The following is a 15,784-nucleotide window of genomic DNA, read 5'->3' as shown; positions in this document are numbered from 1 at the left end:
TGGCTCGTGATCTCGCTCGAGCCCTGCGCGGCGGATTGAATGTTGCGAGCGATCTCCTGCGTCGCCGCGCCTTGTTCTTCCACCGCAGATGAGATCGCGATCGCAATCTCGCTCATCTTGCCGATGGTCCCTGCAATACCATTGATCGCCACGACCGCTTCGCCGGTTGTCGCCTGCATGCTCGACACTTGGGTCGAGATTTCCTCCGTCGCCTTGGCGGTCTGAGTGGCCAGCGCCTTGACCTCGGATGCGACCACGGCGAAGCCCCGGCCGGCATCGCCGGCGCGTGCAGCCTCGATGGTGGCGTTGAGAGCCAGCAAATTGGTCTGCTCGGCAATGTTTTGGATCAGTTGGACGACCGCTCCGATTTTCTCGGCGCCACCCGACAATTGCTGCACCGTCGAATTGGTCTGCTCGGCCTCGCTGACAGCACGCCGCGCGATCTCGCTCGATTGCAGCATTTGGCGTGAGATCTCGGCGACGGAGGCCGAAAGCTCCTCGGCCGCCGCAGCAACGGCTTGTACGTTGCCGAGGGCTTTTTCCGAAGCCTGACCTACGGTAGCCGCGCGCTGGCTGGCGTCGCCGGCAGTCGCCGTCATGGATTCTGCGGCGGTCTGCATTTCACCCGCGGAGAGGCCGACAGCGCGCACCACGCCGTCGACACTGCGTTCGAACCCGTCGGCAAGCGCCGCCATGGCCGCACGGCGATCGGCGATGGCTTGCTGCTGCGCTTCAGCCTCCTTCTGCTCAAGCCCTCGGATACGGATGGCGTTGTCCTTGAACACCTGAACGGTCTCGGCCATCGAGCCGATCTCGTCGCGCCGCCCCCCGTTGGCAACCGTTACCTGAAGATCGCCGCTCGCGAGTTTGCGCATGCTGTCTCGCAGCAGCCCGAGTGGAACGGTAATCCCGCGTGCGGTGAGCCAGGCGGCGAGCCCGGTGACGCAGGCAATCACGAGCATCGAGAAGCCCAACGATCGGATGATCGGCCAAAGCTTGGCCTCCAAATCGTCGAGGTAAGCGCCTGTGCCGACGAACACGCTCCATCCGGGAATGCCGGCCGCATATGTCAACTTCCGCGACAGCCGGGTCTCGCCCGTCTTTGTGTGCTCATAGCTCAAGGTGACTTCGCCCTTGGAGGCCACGCCGTCGCGCAACTCGCGAATCAGCTTGCGGCCGCCAGTCACGGCATCCAGCCGATCGGTGCCGATCAGCTTCAAGTCAGGGTGCGCCAGCAGCACGCCGTCCATCGTGTACACGAAGAGGTAACCTTCGCCTTTGTCGTAGGTCATGCTTGCCGTGCGCTTGGCAAATTCCTGAATCGCCTGCTCCTTGGTCATCCGACCGGCATCGACCTGCTTCTGGAGCTCCAGCGCGACATTCTTGGCGATATCCACGATCGTGCGCGCTTGCTCAGTCCGGTCGGCCAGGAGCTGGTCGCTCATCAGGCGAGCAGCTTGGAGACCCGCAACCCCCAAGCCCAGCAATGCGAGGACGATAAGCCCGCCCAATTTTGCCGCGATCGGGAGATTGTTGATCAGTTTCATCATAGCGCTCCGGTGCCAGGTTTGTGGCGCGGGAACCAATATGGAGCACTCATTACATCTACGTTAAGGATACGACTTCCACCTTCGAGAGCGATTGAGAATTGGTCCGTCCTCGTGGATAAATCCGCATGAGCGCCGCGTCGCTGTTGTCGCTTTTGTCGGCGGTGCGGGAGACGATGGCCGCAATCGACCGTCCGGAGCGGCCGCAAGCCTCGCGCAATCTCGTGCTGCTGAGGTGGCCATTCGCCATTCATGGGACCGAGCAGCAATGAGCACAGCCGCCGCCTTCTGCGAAGCGGGCCTTGCGCATTTTCAGGCAGGACGGCATCTCGACGCGCGTGCCTGCTACCAGCAGGCCCTCGGAATCGATGCCGAGCATACCGACGCCCAGCATCTCATGGGGCTGCTGCATCTCGAGGCGCGTCAATACAACGACGCCCTGGAATGGATCGTCCGCGCTATCAGGCGTGCCCCCAAGGCAAAATATCTCGCGAGCTTCGCAACCGTGCTGCAGTTGCATGGACGTTGCGACGAGGCACTGGCGGTGCTCGACAAGGCGATCCAGCTTCGGCGTGAGGATGCTGGCCTATGGTGCCAAAGCGGAATTCTGCTCCACAAGCTCGGGCGCAACGAGGAGGCTCTTGCGCGTCTTGACGAGAGCGTCAGGCTGTTGCCGGACCATGCCCCGACGCTGCGCACGCGCGCATGGGTTCTCTATGGCCTGAAGCGGTACGAGGAGTCCGCGACCGAAGGCGCGCGGGCGCACCGGCTCGACCCCGGTGATGCCGAGACCTGCAACAATCTCGGCCTTGCGCTCAGGCGGCTTCGCCGCAACGAAGAGGCGCTGGTCTGGTTCGAAAAGGCCATCGCGCTGGCACCGCGCTTTGCCGATGCCTTCGACAACAGACTGGTCGCGCTGTTTCACCTTCATCGCTTCGACGAGCTGTTCGCGCTGTCCGACCGCATGATTTCGCTGGGCTTAAGCAATGAGGTGACCGCGTGGAATGTGTCGCTGGCCCAGCTCCTGACCGGCAATTTCGAAGCCGGCTGGCTCGGGCACCAGACGCGGTCGAAGCTGCCTTCGTCAAAATATCCTCCCTTTCCGCAACCGATGTGGCTTGGTGACGAGAACGTTGAAGGCAGGACGATCCTGATCGCTGCGGACGAGGGATTGGGCGACAACATTGATCTTGACCTGCGTCGCCCATCTCGCCGGCGCCCTTGGTCGACCGACCTGGATCCTGCTGCCATGGACGCCCGACTACCGCTGGCTGCTCGATCGCACCGACAGCCCCTGGTATCCGAGCGTGCGGCTGTTTCGCCAGACCGAGACGCGTGACTATGAGACCGTGCTTGATCGCCTCAGGGACGAACTGCGGGTCCTCGCCGCCGCCTTCGGAGCTTGAGCCCCCCGAGAGGCGGCGAACATCGCCGGCCGGCACATGTTTGTGGCTCCCTTTGCCTGCTCCCTTGGCCTGCTCCCTTGGCCTGCTCCCTTGGCCTGCTCCCATCGACATACAGAATTCGTTAACGCAGACGCCCTAGCCTTTGAGCGCTTCCTTAAGTCTTTGGGCAAAATCGCGTTTACGCTGCCGGACCGTCGATGACAGAAGACCATGCGACCTTGCCGGACGAGGTTCGCGTACGACTCTATGATCAGGCCCTGAATGCCGCGCGCATCGGCGCGTGGGAATGCGCGCTCGAGACCGAGCGCCTGAGCTGGACCCAGGGCGTCTACGACATCTTCGGCTATCCCGAGAGCAACCCGCTGCGGCGGGCTGACATCGTTGACCTCTACATCGACGAATCCAGGCGCCACATGGAGCTCGCGCGAGCCGAAGTGATCCGGAGCGGCTTGCCTGTGACGCTCGATGCCGAGATCCGAACCTGGCGCGGCGAACGGCGCTGGATGCGCCTCTCGATCAACGCGGTGCACGAGGGCGGCCGGCCGGTGCGGATCTTCGGCTCCAAGCAGGACGTCACCTCCGACCGGCAGGCTCTCGAGAGCCTGCGGCAGCAAGCCGAAACCGATCCGCTGACCGGGCTCGCCAATCGTTCGGTTTTTCAGGCCCGCTATCGCGAGGTGGTCAACGACAGCCTGAATCACGGATTCGCCTCGGCGCTGGTCTTGATCGACCTCGATGGCTTCAAGCAGCTCAACGATACATTCGGCCATCTGGCCGGAGACGCATGCCTGTGCGAGGTCGCGCAGCGTTTGCGGCGGGCCTTCCACAATGCCGGCCTGGTCGGCCGGCTCGGTGGCGATGAATTCGCGATCATCCTGCGCGCCCCGAAGGACCCTGCGCGGATCGCAGGCGTATTGCAAAAGACCGTGATGATGCTGAGCCGCCCGCTGTTCTGGAACGGTCTTCGCCTCCAAGTCGGCGCCTCGATCGGAGCTGCCCTGATCGGCCGCCCGCACCGCCGGCCGATCGCCGAACTGTTCGCCGAAGCTGACATCGCGCTCTATGACGCCAAGGCCGCCGGCCGTAACCGGGTCCACCTGATCGGGGACGAGAAGCGGGGCCTGGCGGCTTAGCGCAGGTTGAAATGGCGCCCACGGCCGATGAAGATGGGCACTGCGTGCTCGCTGTTGCGCTATGATGTTGTGGCCCGGGACACGGTCCGGTCGCCAATGGCAGGGCTAGTGTTCGAATTTGCACCAGGGGTCATCGGGCAATCTCCTCCCAGGCCCGGCTCCCATGCCGCCTTTGCCACGGAACGGCATGTACGCGGGGCGCGGGAAGGCGTATAGTTGTCAGGTTCCTTCGCGCGCGATGATCAACATGACGTGGAGGTGGCCAATGAAATATGTACTGCTTGGCAATCTGAGCCCGGAGTGGGCGAGCAGGCAATCGGAACGGATCGGCAAGGCCAAGGCAAGGCTCGACAATCTCGGTATCAAGATCGAGTCGATCCACTACACGCAGGGCTACTACGATTTCGTCGACGTCATTGATGCCCCGAATGCGGAAGCGGTGCTCGCGTTCTCCGTCTGGTACTCGACCCAAGGGCTGGGGCGGATCCAAAGTATGCCGGCCTTCGACGCAAAGAGCTTCGAAACCGCGATCAAGAACGCAGCGGGCTGAGCGCTTGCTGGCTCACGGAGGCGANGCCGGGCAGCCGAAACGGCCCGGCCGTTCAAGCTACTTTGACACACTTGAGATTCCTCGTCATTTTGCAGGGCACCCAACGGCACGATGGTCGTCGGCACCGGTTCCGCCCCAAAGCGCGCCCCACAACTCCGCGCGCCATGACGGCTGCGGAATGCTAATATCATCGAAGCCGCAAGACCGAAGATTTCGCCGAGGCGATTGAAACACGGTCAAGAAAGATGCGCTCGAAGAGGCGCACTCCAAGAACACAATGCCCGACCGTCATTGCGGATCGTCGGTGGGAGATGGAGGACGCGATGGCGTGGCGAGACGACAAGGCCCGGGCAACTCTGATCCGCGAGGCGGCAGGAAGCGTGCAGCCGGGAAAGGCCCCGCGAAGCTTTGCCGAGCTTTTGTTCGCCTTCACCAATGTCGAGGATCTCGCCAGTCACGATGCCTCCTCGCTTGCCTTCCTGGCGGAGCAGGCCTGGGAGCATGTGCAGCGGCGCACGGCGGGGCGTGCCGATATCCGCGTCGTCAATCCGCTGATGCCGGACGGGCGCGAGATCTCAGTGCTCGAAATCCTCAACGACAACATGCCCTTCCTGTTCGATTCCACCATGGCGGAGCTCACCGAGCAGGGCATCGAAGTCACCCTCGTCGCTCACCCCATCATCGCGGTGGAGCGCGATGAGCAGGGCAAGCTCCTGCGCTTCTACGGCGAGGCACTGCCGGAAGGGGCAAAGGGCGCGCGAGAGAGCCTGATTCATCTCCACATCACCCGCCTGGACGCCGACGCGGACCGCGAGAGGCTGATTGACGGCCTGACCAGGACGCTCGGCGACGTGCGCGCCTGCGTCGCGGACTGGCGCGCCATGCGCGACCGCGTCGAGGACGCGGTCAAGACGTTCTCGTCCAATCCGCCGCCGCTGCCGATCGACGAGGTCGCCGAAGCCAACCAGTTCCTGCAATGGCTGTGCGCGGACAATTTCACCTTTCTCGGCGTGCGCGAATATCGCTTCCTGCCGGGGCAGGATGCGTCGGACGACATCACGACCGGCGAGGGCCTCGGTATCCTCCGCGATCCCGACGTAAAGGTCCTGCGCCGCGGCAGCGAAATGGTGGTGATGACGTCGGAGATTCGCGAGTTCATGCGCGAGCCGACCCTGCTCATTGTCATCAAGGCCAATGTGAGCAGCCGCGTTCATCGCCGCATCCGGATGGATTACGTCGGCATCAAGCTCTATACGCCCGACGGCCGGCTCGAGGGTGAATTGCGAGTCGTCGGTCTGTTCACCTCGGGTGCCTATACGCGCTCGGCACGACAGATCCCCTATGTTCGCCACAAGGTATCGCGGGTGCTCCAGCGCGCCGGCTTCGACCCGAACAGCCATTCGGGCAAAGCTCTCCAGCATATTCTCGAGGAATACCCACGCGACGAACTTTTCCAGATCGACGTCGATACCCTCTTCAATTTCGTCATGGAGATCCTGATTCTCTATGAGCGTCCGCGCGTCCGGGCGCTGGCGCGGGTCGACAAGTTCGATCGCTTCGTCTCAATCCTCACCTTCATTCCGCGCGACAAATACGACACCGACGTCCGTACGCGTGTCGGAGCCTTCCTGGCGCAGGCCTACAAGGGGACTCTGTCCGCTTCCTACGTCTCGTTCCCGGAAGGCGCGCTGGCGCGAGTCCAATTCATCATCGGACGCTATGAAGGTAAGACTCCCGCCGTCGAGCGCGCCACGCTTGAAGCCGGGATCAGCGCCATCGCCGCGACCTGGGCCGACAAGCTGAAGGCGGCGCTGGCTGCGTCGACCGACGGCATGCGGGCGCGCATGCTCGCAAATCGCTACGCTCAGGCCTTCAGCGGCGGCTATGCCGAGGCTTCCACGGCCGAACAGGCCGTCGCCGATATCGCCACTATCGAGAAGCTCACACCAGCCCGCCCGGTGACGATTTCGGTTCACCGCTTCGAGAAGGACGATCCCAGGCGCTTCGGCCTCAGGGTGTTTTCGGATGCCGCGCCTCTATCGCTGTCCTACCGCGTGCCCGTGATCGAAAATCACGGCCTGCGCGTGGTCAACGAACGCACCTATCAGATCGTGCCCGGCAACAGGCCCGAGCCGGTCTGGCTGCACGACATGACGATTGAGACCAGCGACGGCCAGCCGATCGAGATCAGCCGGGACTTCAGCCATCGCCTGGAGGCCTCGATCATGGCTGTTGTCACCGACCGCGCCGAATCCGACGGATACAATGCCCTGATCCTGCGCACTGCGCTCGGCTGGCGGGAAGTCTCGTCTATCCGGGCGCTGTCGCGTTATCTGCACCAGATCCGCACGCCGTTCACCCAGGATTACATGTGGGAGACGGTGCGCAAGAACGCCGCGATCACGGCGAACCTCGTCGCGCTGTTCCAGACGCGCCTTGATCCGCGCCTTGTCCTGACCGATCGCGAGCGTTCGGCGCGCGAGATAACTCTCGTTGCCGAGATCGAGGAGCAGCTCAAATCCGTCGCCTCGCTCGATGAAGACCGCATCCTGCGCCGTTTCACCAATCTGGTGCAATCGACCATCCGCACCAATTTGTGGCAGCTCGGCCCGGATGGACATCCGCGCCCGGTGATCTCCTTCAAGTTCGACGCGCGCAAGATCGACGATTTGCCGGCGCCGCGACCGCTCTACGAAATCTTCGTCTATTCACCGCGCGTCGAAGGCATTCACCTGCGCTTCGGCAAGGTTGCGCGCGGTGGCTTGCGCTGGTCCGATCGGCCGCAGGATTTCCGTACAGAGATCCTCGGCCTCGTGAAAGCGCAGCAAGTCAAGAACGCCGTGATCGTGCCGGTCGGCGCCAAGGGCGGCTTCGTGCCCAAGCGCCTGCCGCCGCCCTCCGATCGCGAGGCGTGGCTCGCGGAGGGCACCGAAGCCTATCGCATTTTCGTGCGCTCGCTGCTCGAACTCACCGACAATCTTGACGGCGACATCGTGGTGCCGCCCGACCTGACCGTGCGGCACGACGGCGACGATCCCTATCTGGTCGTCGCCGCCGACAAGGGCACCGCCACCTTCTCCGACGTCGCCAATGCGATCTCGGCCGAGAACAACCATTGGCTCGGCGATGCCTTCGCCTCCGGCGGAAGCCAGGGCTACGACCACAAGAAGATGGGGATCACGGCGCGCGGTGCCTGGGAGGCGGTCAAGCGCCACTTCCGCGAGCTCGGCACCGACATCCAGACCATGCCGTTCACCGTGGTCGGCGTCGGCGACATGTCCGGCGACGTCTTCGGCAACGGCATGCTGCTCTCGCCGGCGACGAAGCTCGTTGCGGCGTTCGACCACCGCGACATCTTCATCGATCCATCCCCCGACCCCGCGACCAGCTTCGCTGAGCGCAAGCGCCTGTTCGACCTGCCGCGATCGAGCTGGCAGGACTACGACAAATCGCTGATCTCGGAAGGAGGTGGCGTGTTCTCGCGCTCGCTCAAGGCGATCCCGCTCGCGCCGGAAGTGCGCAGCCTGCTCGATCTCGACAAGGAGCAGGCAACGCCCTTCGAGGTGATGACGGCGATCCTGAAGGCGCGCGCCGACCTCTTGTGGTTCGGCGGCATCGGCACCTACATCCGCGCGTCGACGGAAAGCGACGATCAGGCCGGCGACCGCGCCAACGATCCGATCCGCATCACCGGGACCGCGGTTCGCGCCAAGGTCATCGGCGAAGGTGCCAATCTCGGCGTCACCCAGCGCGGCCGCATCGAAGCGGCGCAGAAGGGCGTCAAGCTCAACACCGACGCCATCGACAATTCGGCCGGCGTGAACACGTCCGACGTCGAGGTCAATATCAAGATCGCGCTGGCACGGCCCGAACGCGAGGGACGCCTCAGCTTCGCCGATCGCAACAACCTGCTTGCCGCAATGACCGACGAGGTCGGCACGCTGGTGCTGCGCAACAACTATCTGCAGACGCTGGCGCTCTCGCTCGCCGAACGCAAGGGCATGGCTGAGACCGGCTTCCTCACCCGCCTGATGCAGTCGCTCGAGCAGCGCGGCCTGCTCAGCCGTGCCGTCGAATTCCTGCCCGACGACGCCGCGATCGCTGAGCGCACGCGGCGCGGCCAGGCCCTGACACGGCCCGAGCTTGCAGTGCTGCTCGCCTACGCCAAGCTGACGCTCTACGAGGACCTGCTCGTCACGGGCGTGCCTGATGATCCCTATCTCGCCCGCAGACTGTCCCTGTATTTTCCGCGCGAAGTTCTCGATAAATTCCCGACCGCGGTCGAGCTCCATCGGCTGCGACGCGAGATCATCGCGACCAGTCTCGTCAATGCCGTGATCAATCGCGGCGGCCCGGCCTGCATCGTGCGCCTGACCGATGAAACCGACGCCGATGTCTCGACCATCGTCATGGCGCAGGTTGCGGTGGACGCGATCTACGAGCTCAGGCGGCTCAACGACGGGATCGACGCGCTCGACACCCTCATCGACGGGCAGTTGCAGCTCAGCCTCTACGCGGCGATCCAGGATCTGCTGCTCTCCCGCATGGTCTGGTATGTGCGCAACGTCGATTTCAAGGATGGGCTGAGCGCAATCATCGCCCGGTTTGGCCCTGCCGTCCGCGACGTTGCAGCCTCGCTCGACGACGCCCTGCCGCCGGACATGCAGGCCGCGCGAGCCAAGCGCCGGCAGGAGCTGACCGATGCCGGCGTCCCGAGCGGACTCGCCGGAGATCTTGCCGACCTCGATGCCCTGCACTCGGCGCCTGATATCGTGACCGTCGCCGAGCGTACCGGTCGCAGCATCGGCGATGCCGCAGCGACGTTCTTTGCCGCCGAGGCCAATTTCCGTCTCGACCGCATCACCGCCGCTGCGCGCAACGTGCCGGCAAGCGATCATTTCGAACGCCTCGCCATCGACCGTGCCGTCGACCTGATCGCAGCCGCCGAAAGACGACTGGCCGCAGACATGCTGACCATCGGCCAATCCGGTCAGCAGGCTGCCGAGACGTGGCTTGTGGCTCATCCTGAAGCCACGCGCATCCGCCGAGCGGTCGAGGAGATTGCCGCTGGTGGCCTGACGCTTGCCAAGCTGATGGTGGCGGCCAACTTGCTGAGCGACCTGGTCAAAGGCTGACGGGCGCACGGCTGCACGAGCGAATCTGGAATGCAATGTCAGGGGAATGGTTGTCAGCCAGCGAATGGAGGGACCCGATGATCCACGCGACTTGCCATACCGCCGACAACATCCGCTGCCTCGAGTTCGATGCTACGCCCTGGTTCAGCGAGGCTGACGTTCCGAGCATTGTCGATTTGGCCCAACGAGGCTGGGCCAGCACGGCGATTGTCGACTCCCTCGAGCGCCGACGCGGATACGAAGGCCTGCATGATCTCGTTGAATATGCGGCGAAGCGACTGCAACCCGACAAGATCGAGGACCCGGCCTGGGAAACATTCGAGTGCGTCGTCAACGGACCCGAAGCCGTGGCCTGGCTCGAGACAAACCGACCGAACGTCGCGGCAAGAATTCCTAACCGGAGCCGTGGTCAACGCTAGGAGAGGGCCTCGCAACGCATGGCCGAAAATGGCGCGCCCGGAACGATTCGAACGTCCGACCCTCAGATTCGTAGTCTGATGCTCTATCCAGCTGAGCTACGGGCGCGTTTTTCGCTGATGTGCGGGCCAAGCCCGCACGCAGCCTCCGGACAGCGCCGGAGGGGGTGCGAAAGAGCGCTTTGACTAACCGCTCTTGCCGGCGTTGGCAAGGTCTGGGAGGGGGAGATTTTGCAGGGAAATGACGGTCTCTCCAGCGTCATTCCGGGGCTCGCGACGCGAGAACCCGGAATCTCGCGCCAAAACCTCTGGATTCCGGGTTCGGCGCTGCACGCCGCCCCGGAATGACGGACGATCAACTTGTGCCGCCCGGAATGAGGGAAAGCTGTCGCCGCTGGCCGACCTACGCCCGCTGCCGCTCGCTGCGGATGGAGAGGAGTTCCACCGGGCGGTCGGGGATGACGATCCGGAAGGTGGCGCCGATGGTGCCTTCGACGAGGTGGATGTCGCCGCCATGGGCACGGACGAGCTCGGCGGCGATGGCGAGGCCCAGCCCGCTGCCGCCGGGGCGGCCGGAGGTCTGGAAGGCTTCGAACAGGTGCTCCCGGGTCTTCTGGGGTACGCCGGGGCCGGTATCGGACACCTCCAGGATGGCGACGGCGCCTTCGCGTTTGCCGGTGATCCGGATCTGCTGCGGGCCGCCGTCGCCGGAGGCATGGCTCTCCAGCGCCTGGGCGGCGTTGCGCACGAGGTTGAGCAGCACGCGAAACAGCTGGTCGGGGTCGGCATCGACCGAAAGGCCGCGCTCGATCGCGGCGACCCAGGCGATCGTGGCGTCATTGGCAAGACCGGCGGTCTCGCGCACCTCGAGCACGACGGGCTCGACCAGCAACATGCGGCGGTCGGGCGCGGCCTCCTGGGCGCGGCCATAGGATAGCGTCGACTGGCAGAACGCGATGGCGCGTTCGAGCGAGCGCACCAGCTTCGGCGCGAAGCGCTGCACCCGGGGATCGGGCACGCTGGCGAGCTGATCCGACAAGAGCTGAGCCGACGCCAGCAGGTTGCGCAGATCGTGGTTGATCTTGGAGACGGCAAGGCCGAGCGCGGCGAGCCGGCTCTTCTGATGCAGCATCGACATCAGGTCGCGCTGCATGTCTGACAATTCGCGCTCGGCGACGCCGATCTCGTCGCTGCGCTGGCTCGGCACGATGATCCGGGCCGAGCTTTCCGGATTCTCGTGGAAGCCGACCAGGCTCGCGGTCAGCCGCCGCATCGGCCGCACGAAGAGATAGTGCAGGGCGAGATAGACGAGACCCGCGGTCAAGACACCGATGATCAGCGCGACCACCACGACGTTGCGGGAGAAGCGGTACATCGACTGCCGCAGCGGCAATTCGTCGGTCACGATCTCGACGAACTGGGCGTTGCCGACACCGGGACCGACGATGCGGATCGGCTGGTTGCCGGTCTCAAGCATCATCTGGAACGAGCCGGTGATCGCCTCCCACACGGTCATGTCGCGCAAATCGACGTCATGCTCGATCGCGGACGGCAGATTGTCGCTGGCAAGCAGCCGGCGCTGCTGGCCCATCTTGATCGCGACGGCGCGCGCATTGATGCTTTTGAGGATTTCCCGCGACAGCGAGTCCGGCACCATGCCAAGCGGCGCCGCGTCGAGCACCAGTGCCGCCGTGTTGGCCGCCGCAACGCGGTCGTTGAGGCGGTTGACCCAGAAGTTGGCGATCGCGGGGACGTAAAGCAGCACGGCTGCGATCATGACCAGGGGGACGGTCAGCAGCAGCAGCTTGCCCGATAGCCCAAGCCCGCCCGGGCCACGGGACCGCGTCGCCGGCGAACCCGGCTGGTCCTCTGGCCGATCCAGATCTCGATCCAGGCTTTGATCCGGATTCTGGGCCGGCTGCTGAAGGTCCGTCGCTTCCACGAAGTTCGCCCCTGCTGGCCTTCCGAGAGCTTGGCAATGGAGGATGCGACCGCCCCCCGGGGCGGTCAAATTACAGATCGCTAATCTGCCAAGGTGGGATGTAGGCGCTGATATCGCTATCCGCCACCTCAAGGGTTAAAAACCCCAAGGGAAACAGGAAGGAAACAGGAAGGAAACAGCGATATTCACCGGAACTGCGCGGTCCTGTGGCGTTGACGAAAACAAGACGCTCCCTTATAAGCCGCGCAAATTGTCCGCGATGACCCGGTGCGACACCGGGAGCGGCTCTTCTGGGGCCGGAAACGGCCCGTTTTGGGCCGCATCTTTACGGACTTTATCATCAATTCTACAGGCAAATTGCCCGGTCAGCGGAGAAAAACCCGTGAAGCGGACTTATCAACCCAGCAAACTGGTGCGCAAGCGCCGTCACGGTTTCCGTGCTCGTCTCGCCACTGCCGGCGGCCGCAAGGTTCTCGCCGCCCGCCGCGCCCGCGGCCGCAAGCGTCTGAGCGCCTGAGCCGGACCCCCTTTACCGGGATTTCATTATGGATCGGCTGAGGCAGCGAGCGGATTTCCTCGCCGTTGCCAATGGCGCGCGGGTGAACAGTCCCGCGTTCGTCCTGCAAAGCCTTGACCGACGAAGCCTTGGTCGCGACGACCTCGGTCCTGTCAGGATCGGCTTCACCGTTACCAAAAAGAACGGCAACGCTCCCGAACGCAATCGCATCCGGCGCCGACTTCGCGAATTGGTGAAGCGGCTCGACCCGGTATCGATGCAACCCCATCATGATTACGTGCTGGTCGGCCGCAGGGGCGCGCTCTCGCGCGACTTCACGACCATGCTCGACGATCTGCGCATAGCGATCACGAAGCCCGCGCGGCATACGGCCAAAGGATCTGACAACGGATCTGACAAGGGACGCCGGCCAAATCCAAGGCCCGGCCCAGCCGCCAGCCGCAAACCGGATTGATGACGAGACCATAGTGATGACCGACAATCGCAATACCATCCTCGCCGTCATTCTGTCCGGCCTGGTGCTGATCGCCTGGCAGTACTTCTACAACGTGCCGGCGATGGAGAAGCAGCGCGCCCAGCAGCAGGCCCAGGCCGAGCTGCAGAAGGGTAATCCGCAGCCGACGGCCTCGGCGACGCCGGGCGCCACGCCGCAGGCGGGCTCGACGACACCGACCACCACACCAGGGGCGAACCAGCCGGCCCAGCCGGTCGTCGCCCGCGACACCGCGATTGCATCGAGCCCGCGCGTGAAGGTCGAGACGCCGCGGCTCGTCGGCAGCATCTCGCTGAAGGGCGGCCGCATCGACGATCTGGCGCTGGTGCAATATCGCGAGACGGTCGATCCGAAATCGCCGCCGATCATTCTTTATTCGCCCTCGGGCACCGCGGAGCCCTATTACGCCGAGTTCGGCTGGGTGGCGGCCACGGGTGTGACGTCGAAAATGCCTGATGCCCAGACCGTCTGGCAGCAGGACGGCAGCGGCAGCCTGACGCCGACCACGCCTGTCGTGCTGAAGTGGGATAATGGCGATGGCCTCAGCTTCCGCCGCACCATCTCGGTCGACGACCACTATCTCTTCACCATCAAGGACGAGGTGAGCAATGTCGGCAACGCGCCCGTTACGCTCTATCCGTTCGCGCTGATCTCGCGCCACGGCACGCCGCAGGTGTCGGGCTATTACATCCTGCATGAAGGCCTGATCGGCTATCTCGGCGAGCACGGCCTGCAGGAGTACGCCTACAAGAAGATCGACGAAGCCAAGAAGGTCGACTTCAAGGCCACCAATGGCTGGCTCGGCATCACCGACAAATACTGGGCCTCGGCGCTGCTGCCCGACACCAGTGCGCAGCTTCAGGCCAAGTTCTCCTCGAACCTCGTCGGCAACGTCCATACCTACCAGACCGACTATCTGCTCGACCCTGTTACCGTCGCGATCGGCGGCACCGCGACCGCAAATGCGCGGCTGTTCGCGGGCGCCAAGGAAGCCGGCGTGGTCGGCATCAATTTCCCGTTCGCCGGCCTCGGCGGCTACAACAAGGCGCTCGGCCTCAACAAGTTCGATCTCCTGATCGACTGGGGCTGGTTCTACTTCATCACCAAGCCGATGTTCCTCGGCCTCGACTTCTTCTACCGCTTCTTCGGCAATTTCGGCATCTCGATCCTGCTCGTGACCGTGATCGTGAAGCTCCTGTTCTTCCCGCTGGCGAACAAGTCCTACGCCTCGATGGCGAAGATGAAGTCGATCCAGCCGCAGCTTCAGGCGCTGAAGGAGCGCTATCCCGACGACAAGGTGAAGCAGCAGCAGGAGATGATGGAGATCTACCGCAAGGAGAAGATCAATCCGGTCGCCGGCTGTCTTCCCGTGGTGATCCAGATCCCGGTGTTCTTCTCGCTCTACAAGGTGCTGTTCGTCACCATCGAAATGCGGCACGCGCCGTTCTACGGCTGGATCAAGGACCTCTCCGCACCCGATCCGACCAACCTCTTCAACCTGTTCGGGCTGATCCCGTTCGACCCGACCACCATCCCGGTGTTCGGCCACTATCTGGCACTCGGCATCTGGCCGATCATCATGGGCATCACGATGTGGTTCCAGATGAAGCTGAACCCGACGCCGCCGGATCCGACGCAGCAGATCATCTTCAACTGGATGCCGCTGATCTTCACTTTCATGCTGGCGGGTTTCCCGGCGGGCCTCGTGATCTACTGGGCCTGGAACAACACGCTCTCGGTGATCCAGCAGAGCTTCATCATGCGCCGCAACGGCGTGAAGGTGGAGCTGTTCGATAATCTCAAGGCGACGTTCGCGAAGAAGGCGACGTGATCGTCATTGCGAGGAGCGAAGCGACGAAGCAATCCAGAATCCCTCCGCGGATACATTCCTGGATTGCTTCGCTTCGCTCGCAATGACGTAAGGAAACAGCGAGCTTCGCATGACCGACGACAAAGATGCGAAGCTGATCGAGGCCGGGCGAAAGCTGTTCGCCCGCGACTGGCAATTCATCTGGGCTTCCCCCTCGATCCAGACGCTGCCGCCGATGGCGGGGCCGGAGATCGCCTTTGCCGGGCGCTCCAATGTCGGCAAATCGAGCCTGATCAACGCACTCACGGGGCGTAACGCGCTGGCGCGCACTTCGCACACGCCGGGCCGCACCCAGGAGCTGATCTTCTTCGAGGTCCCCGGCAAGACCGACCTGCGCCTCGTCGACATGCCCGGCTATGGCTATGCCAAGGCGCCCAAGAGCCAGGTCGCGTCCTGGACCGAGCTGATCCACACATTCCTGCTGGGGCGGGCCTCGCTCGCGCGCGTCTATGTGCTGATCGATGCGCGGCACGGGCTGAAGGATGTCGACCTCGACGTGCTGGGGACGCTCGACCGCTCCGCCGTCAGCTATCAGGTCGTGCTGACCAAAGCCGATCAAGTGAAGGCCTCCGAGCTGCAGGCGCGCATCGCCGAGACGGAAGCTGCATTGGCAAAACATCCGGCCGCGTTTCCGAACGTGATCGCGACCTCGTCGCGCTCATCGACCGGCATGGCTGAATTGCGTGCCGCGATGGCCAAGCTGCTCGAAGAGCGGAGCGCGTGATGCTCCGCCTGCTGCTCGCCCTCGCCGGTCTGATGGGCGCCGCCGGCGTGG

11 protein-coding genes, 1 tRNA gene and 2 pseudogenes are annotated in these 15,784 nt (G+C 63.9%); 11 read left to right on the top strand and 3 right to left on the bottom strand.

Annotation, left to right across the window (positions count from 1 at the left end; genetic code table 11):
- Nucleotides 1–1,547 (bottom strand): methyl-accepting chemotaxis protein (locus AOQ71_RS17540; protein WP_245316944.1); only part of this gene is annotated, 1,547 nt, incomplete at its 3' end.
- 128 nt (nucleotides 1,548–1,675) lie between these two features.
- Between AOQ71_RS17540 and AOQ71_RS45145 the strand changes: the two genes are divergently transcribed.
- The 7 genes and pseudogenes from AOQ71_RS45145 (at nucleotide 1,676) to AOQ71_RS17515 (ending at nucleotide 10,190) form a co-directional block, all read left to right on the top strand.
- Entirely contained in the window at nucleotides 1,676–1,819 is a 144-nt protein-coding gene (locus AOQ71_RS45145; RefSeq protein ID WP_157083556.1) for a hypothetical protein, read from the top strand.
- Nucleotides 1,816–2,421 (top strand): annotated as a pseudogene (locus AOQ71_RS50285) (tetratricopeptide repeat protein); the annotation flags it as partial. The gene AOQ71_RS45145 and the pseudogene AOQ71_RS50285, both read left to right, overlap by 4 nt.
- A gap of 319 nt (nucleotides 2,422–2,740) precedes the next feature.
- Nucleotides 2,741–2,953 (top strand): annotated as a pseudogene (locus tag AOQ71_RS50280) (tetratricopeptide repeat protein); the annotation flags it as partial.
- A gap of 197 nt (nucleotides 2,954–3,150) precedes the next feature.
- Entirely contained in the window at nucleotides 3,151–4,086 is a 936-nt protein-coding gene (locus AOQ71_RS17530; protein WP_057748434.1) for a sensor domain-containing diguanylate cyclase, read from the top strand.
- 265 nt (nucleotides 4,087–4,351) lie between these two features.
- Nucleotides 4,352–4,636, top strand: a complete 285-nt coding sequence (locus tag AOQ71_RS17525) for a GYD domain-containing protein (RefSeq protein WP_057748431.1) — start codon at nucleotides 4,352–4,354, stop codon at nucleotides 4,634–4,636.
- Nucleotides 4,637–4,947: 311 nt separating this feature from the next.
- Nucleotides 4,948–9,771 carry an NAD-glutamate dehydrogenase gene (locus tag AOQ71_RS17520; RefSeq protein WP_057748428.1) on the top strand — a complete coding sequence of 1,608 codons (4,824 nt, stop codon included), beginning with the start codon at nucleotides 4,948–4,950 and terminating at the stop codon, nucleotides 9,769–9,771.
- Between the two features lie 77 nt (nucleotides 9,772–9,848).
- The gene (locus AOQ71_RS17515) at nucleotides 9,849–10,190 is read left to right on the top strand and encodes a hypothetical protein (protein WP_057748425.1); all 342 of its coding nucleotides are present in this window, start codon (nucleotides 9,849–9,851) and stop codon (nucleotides 10,188–10,190) included.
- A 29-nt stretch (nucleotides 10,191–10,219) separates the two neighbouring features.
- On the opposite strand, the gene AOQ71_RS17510 is transcribed toward AOQ71_RS17515, so the two are convergent.
- Nucleotides 10,220–10,296: transfer RNA gene (locus AOQ71_RS17510), tRNA-Arg, on the bottom strand.
- A gap of 294 nt (nucleotides 10,297–10,590) precedes the next feature.
- Nucleotides 10,591–12,129 carry a sensor histidine kinase gene (locus AOQ71_RS17505; protein WP_083514284.1) on the bottom strand — a complete coding sequence of 513 codons (1,539 nt, stop codon included), beginning with the start codon at nucleotides 12,127–12,129 and terminating at the stop codon, nucleotides 10,591–10,593.
- A gap of 382 nt (nucleotides 12,130–12,511) precedes the next feature.
- Here AOQ71_RS17505 and rpmH point away from each other — a divergent pair, with 382 nt between their 5' ends.
- The 4 genes from rpmH (at nucleotide 12,512) to yihA (ending at nucleotide 15,733) form a co-directional block, all read left to right on the top strand.
- Nucleotides 12,512–12,646 (top strand): 50S ribosomal protein L34, encoded by a 135-nt coding sequence (gene rpmH, locus AOQ71_RS17500; RefSeq protein ID WP_008542748.1) that lies wholly within the window; start codon nucleotides 12,512–12,514, stop codon nucleotides 12,644–12,646.
- 28 nt (nucleotides 12,647–12,674) lie between these two features.
- A complete protein-coding gene (gene rnpA / locus AOQ71_RS17495; RefSeq protein WP_057748422.1) occupies nucleotides 12,675–13,100 on the top strand; it encodes a ribonuclease P protein component in 426 nt (141 codons plus the stop codon).
- Between the two features lie 16 nt (nucleotides 13,101–13,116).
- Nucleotides 13,117–14,970 carry a membrane protein insertase YidC gene (gene yidC / locus AOQ71_RS17490; protein ID WP_057748419.1) on the top strand — a complete coding sequence of 618 codons (1,854 nt, stop codon included), beginning with the start codon at nucleotides 13,117–13,119 and terminating at the stop codon, nucleotides 14,968–14,970.
- Between the two features lie 109 nt (nucleotides 14,971–15,079).
- Nucleotides 15,080–15,733, top strand: a complete 654-nt coding sequence (gene yihA / locus AOQ71_RS17485) for a ribosome biogenesis GTP-binding protein YihA/YsxC (RefSeq protein WP_057748416.1) — start codon at nucleotides 15,080–15,082, stop codon at nucleotides 15,731–15,733.
- Nucleotides 15,734–15,784: the final 51 nt, after the last annotated feature.

Source organism: Bradyrhizobium manausense (genome assembly GCF_001440035.1).
GTDB classification, from domain to species: domain Bacteria; phylum Pseudomonadota; class Alphaproteobacteria; order Rhizobiales; family Xanthobacteraceae; genus Bradyrhizobium; species Bradyrhizobium manausense.
The sequence above is the reverse complement of the archived record's forward strand: the minus strand, read 5'-3'. Positions and strand labels throughout refer to the sequence as shown.

Coding starts and splice junctions, on each gene's coding strand:
- AOQ71_RS17520 (WP_057748428.1), top strand. CDS start 4,948: ATGGAGGACGCGATGGCGTGGCGAGACGACAAGGCCCGGGCAACTCTG.
- AOQ71_RS45145 (WP_157083556.1), top strand. CDS start 1,676: ATGAGCGCCGCGTCGCTGTTGTCGCTTTTGTCGGCGGTGCGGGAGACG.
- yihA (WP_057748416.1), top strand. CDS start 15,080: ATGACCGACGACAAAGATGCGAAGCTGATCGAGGCCGGGCGAAAGCTG.
- AOQ71_RS17530 (WP_057748434.1), top strand. CDS start 3,151: ATGACAGAAGACCATGCGACCTTGCCGGACGAGGTTCGCGTACGACTC.
- yidC (WP_057748419.1), top strand. CDS start 13,117: ATGACCGACAATCGCAATACCATCCTCGCCGTCATTCTGTCCGGCCTG.
- AOQ71_RS17515 (WP_057748425.1), top strand. CDS start 9,849: ATGATCCACGCGACTTGCCATACCGCCGACAACATCCGCTGCCTCGAG.
- AOQ71_RS17525 (WP_057748431.1), top strand. CDS start 4,352: ATGAAATATGTACTGCTTGGCAATCTGAGCCCGGAGTGGGCGAGCAGG.
- rnpA (WP_057748422.1), top strand. CDS start 12,675: ATGGATCGGCTGAGGCAGCGAGCGGATTTCCTCGCCGTTGCCAATGGC.